This window comes from Streptomyces sp. NPDC001002 (assembly GCF_053599215.1).
The window spans coordinates 1-3,842 of record NZ_JBSFLV010000285.1; the positions used below are offsets into that span (position 1 = coordinate 1).

The 3,842-nt window shown below is 72.4% G+C and carries 2 protein-coding genes and 1 pseudogene; all 3 read left to right on the plus strand.

From position 1 onward, the window contains the following. Positions 1–50 precede the first annotated feature (50 nt). Positions 51–734, plus strand: a pseudogene (locus tag ACWDR3_RS47390) (hypothetical protein); the annotation flags it as partial. A gap of 137 nt (positions 735–871) precedes the next feature. Then, positions 872–1,933: an ATP-binding protein gene (locus ACWDR3_RS47395; RefSeq protein ID WP_450358892.1), complete on the plus strand. Its 1,062-nt coding sequence runs from the start codon at positions 872–874 to the stop codon at positions 1,931–1,933. Positions 1,934–1,995: 62 nt separating this feature from the next. Beyond that, entirely contained in the window at positions 1,996–3,729 is a 1,734-nt protein-coding gene (locus ACWDR3_RS47400; RefSeq protein ID WP_450358893.1) for a vWA domain-containing protein, read from the plus strand. Positions 3,730–3,842 lie beyond the last annotated feature (113 nt).

Consider the following 3,842-nt stretch of genomic DNA (forward strand, 5'->3'; position numbering starts at 1 on the left):
GAGGGCGTACGTCGCCGAGCTGCGCGAGCTCATCAAGGCGCTCGGTGTCTCCGAGGCGCGCATGGAGCAGGGGCAGATGCGCAGTACACAGCGGGGCCGAGGCGCGCGCCGCCGTGCGGGCCGCGCTGCGCCGGCCGGTCGAGGAGGGCGGCGAACAGCACCGCCCCTCCCGCCGCTCGGAGCCGATCGTCCTCGCGTCGGGCAACCTCGGCCTGGTCTCCTTCCCGGACGTCCCGCACCGGATGAGCAAGGAGGAGATCGACGCCCGCCACCCCGCCCTGCTGACCACGCTCGCCAACCACCCCGGCATCGGCTTCCTGCTGGTGCGCAGCGAGGAGCACGGCGGGGTCGTGCTCGGTGCGTACGGTGCTGAGATCCCGTTGGACCAACTCGACGGGGATCCAGGGCCGTTGGGGGCGTTCGGGGCGGGCGCGGCCGACGCCGTGCGGCGCACGCACGGCTTTCCGCACACCGCCGACATCATGGTCAACTCCGCGCACGACCCGGCCGACGGCGAAGTCCTCGCGTTCGAGGAGCAGATCGGGTCGCACGGGGGGCTCGGCGGGGCGCAGGCCAAACCGTTCCTGCTCTCACCGGTCGCGTTCTCCCCGCCGGTGCAGGAGGGCTGCGAGCTGGTCGGGGCCGAGTCGGTGCACCGGGTGCTGCTGCGCTGGTTGCGCGAGACGGACGGACCGCAGGTGCCGCTGCCCGCACGGGAGGACCGCGCGGCCTAGCAGTCGCTGCCGAGAGGCGTTCCCGTCGAACAGGCGGCGGAAAAAATCGGCTGCGTCGGGTCGGCTCCCGGCACACACTGGTCGTATCGGACGTCGCGGGTCCCGCGCGCCACTCGACCCTTCCCAGGAGCCACTGCGTGCAGGCAGCCGTCACCGTCACTCCCGCCCGTATCCCCGAGCTGCTGCTCGGCCTCGCCACCGTGCGGCCGGTCTTCCTCTGGGGCGCGCCCGGCATCGGAAAGTCCTCCCTGGTAAGGGAGTTCGCCGAGTCGCTGGGTCTGGAGTGCGTGAGTCTGCTCGGGACCCAGCTCGCGCCCGAGGACCTGATCGGGGTGCCGCAGATCCGGGACGGACGTTCGGTGTTCTGCCCGCCGGAGGCCATCGCCCGCGACGAGCCGTACTGCCTGTTCCTGGACGAGCTGAACGCGGCCTCGCCGGACGTGCAGAAGGCGTTCTACTCGCTGATCCTGGACCGCCGTATCGGCACCTACGAGCTGCCGAAGGGCTCGATCGTCATCGGCGCCGGCAACCGCGCAACCGACAACGCGCTCGCCCGCCCCATCGCCTCCGCCCTGGTCAACCGGCTCGCCCACGTCCACCTGGAGGCCTCCGCCAAGGACTGGCTGATCTGGGCGGCGAACAACGACATCCACCCCTGGGTCCTCGACCACCTCACCGACCGGCCCGACCACCTGTGGTCCAAGCCGCCGAAGACCGAGGAGCCGTTCTCCACCCCCCGCTCCTGGCACATGCTCTCCGACGCGCTGCACTCCTTCGGCCGCGACCTCGACGAGGAGACCCTGAAGGTGCTCGCGCACGGCACGCTGACGCCCGCGCACGCCACCGCCTTCTGCGGTTACGTCAAGATCGTGCGCAGTCAGTACGGCATCGAGGCCATCATCAAGGGCGACGCCGGCTGGCCGCACCGCATGCAGGACCGTGACCTGCTCTACTACCTCGCCGAGTCCTTCCGCGGGCGGCTGGTCAAGGAACTCCCGGTCAGCAAGGACCACATGTCGGCAAACGGTCGCCAAACGGCGTACCGCGCCAAGTCGTTGCTCGTGCAGCTCGCCGAGATCTCCGTCGAGGTCGCGCAGACCGTCATCGCCTCCGACGCCGACGGCAACCCCGTCCTGCCCTCGTGGTTCCTCGTCGAGGCGGCCCGGGACATGCCGCGCCTGGTGGAGGCGCGGCGGTGAGCCGGGCCCGGACCAAGGGCGAGAAGAAGCGGGACCTGGCGGCCGAGGCCTTCGCCGAGGGAATGCGGCTTGTCGGCGCCAACCCGGCGCTGGCGGCGGTGGAGTTCAGCGTCTGCCGGCACGAGGACTGCCGACTCGCGCCGAGGGACGGCCTCGTGCGCGTCGACTCCGACGGCGACCTGCACGCCCACCCGCACCGTCTGGCCGAACCGGCCGACTGGGCCTGGGCGGTGGCGCACGCCGTGCTCCACCTCGGCTTCGGACACGTGCCGGCCGTCAAGGGCGAGCGCACCCAGCCGGACCGCTTCGACCTCGCCGCGCGCTGCGTCGTCGTCAACCGCTTCCTGCTCGGCTTCACCATCGGCAAGACCCCCGAGGAGCTGCCCACCGCCTACCCCGACGGTGACGAGGAGCAACTCGCCGCGCGCTGGCGGCGGGACGGCCTGCCGGCCGCGTACGAGCACTGCGGTACGGCGGGCGGCGAGGCCGACCAGCTGCTCCTGCCCTGGCACGGCTGGCTGGGTCAACCTCCGGACTGGCAGCTGGCGTTCGCCACCGCGCTGACCCGGACCGTGTCGGCGGCGATGGACATGGCGGGCGGCCGCCGCGACTCCCTGACCGGAAAGATCGCCGAACTGCGGCCCTGGCAGCGGGCGTTGAGCTGGTTCGTCTCCTCCTACCCGCTGCTCGGCGGTATCGCGGCCGGCATCAAGCTGGTCGCCGACGCCGAACTCGCCCGCGCCCACGGCATCGCGGTGGCCGCCGTCAACACCGAGGCCGGCGAGATCTACGTCAACCCGCTGCGGACCTTCGACGACGAGGAGTGGCGGTTCATCCTCGGCCACGAGATGCTGCACGCCGCCCTGCGCCACGGCGACCGCTGCGGCACCCGCGACCCCTACCTCTTCAACATCGCCTGCGACTACGTCGTCAACGGCTGGCTCAGCGAGATGCAGGTCGGCACGATGCCCGAAGGCCTGCTGTACGACCGCGAGTTGACGGGCCTGTCCGCCGAGGAGGTCTACGACCGGATCGCGGTCGACCTGCGCCGCATGCGCCGTCTGGCCACCCTGCGCGGCAAGGGCGTCGGTGACGTGCTCGGCGCCCCGCTGGGCCCGCCCGGCGACTACGTCGACCTCGACGAGTTCTACCGGCGCGGCCTGTGCCAGGGCCTCGACCTGCACCAGCAGCAGGAGCGCGGTTATCTGCCCGGCGGCCTGATCGAGGAGATCCGCGCCCTCAGCCACCCGCCGCTGCCCTGGGACGCCCAACTGGCCCGCTGGTTCGACGAGTTCGTGCCCCGCCCCGAACCGGTGCGGTCCTACGCCCGGTCCTCGCGCCGCCAGTCCTCCACCCCCGACATCCCGCGCGCGGGCCGGTACTTCCCGCCCGAGGAGATCGCCCGCTGCACCTTCGGCGTGGTCCTCGACACCTCCGGCTCCATGGACCGCGTCCTGCTCGGTAAGGCGCTCGGCGCGATCGCCTCGTACGCCGAGGCCCGTGACGTACCGGCCGCGCGCGTCGTCTTCTGCGACGCGGCCGCGCACGACGCCGGCTTCGTGCCCGTGACGGAGATCGCCGGCCGCGTCCGCGTGCACGGCCGCGGCGGCACGGTCCTGCAGCCGGGCATCGACCTCCTGCACCGCGCGGACGACTTCCCGCCCGGCGCGCCGATCCTCGTCATCACCGACGGCTGGTGCGACGTCCTGCGGGTGCGGCGCGAGCACGCGTACCTGATCCCGCAGGGCGCCCGACTGCCGTTCAGCGCGCGGGGGCCGGTGTTCCGGGTGCGCTGACCGCACGGCGTGGACGGTCGTCGTGCCGGTCATGTGGGTGCACCGGCCGAAGGTGTGATCGGATGGTGCCCTGGCACCCGGATACGGGCCCCGCTCGGGGCCCCACCCGAAAG

Bases quoted from the DNA above. Each gene is read 5' to 3' on its own strand.
- ACWDR3_RS47400 (WP_450358893.1), top strand. From the start codon at position 1,996: ATGCGGCTTGTCGGCGCCAACCCGGCGCTGGCGGCGGTGGAGTTCAGC.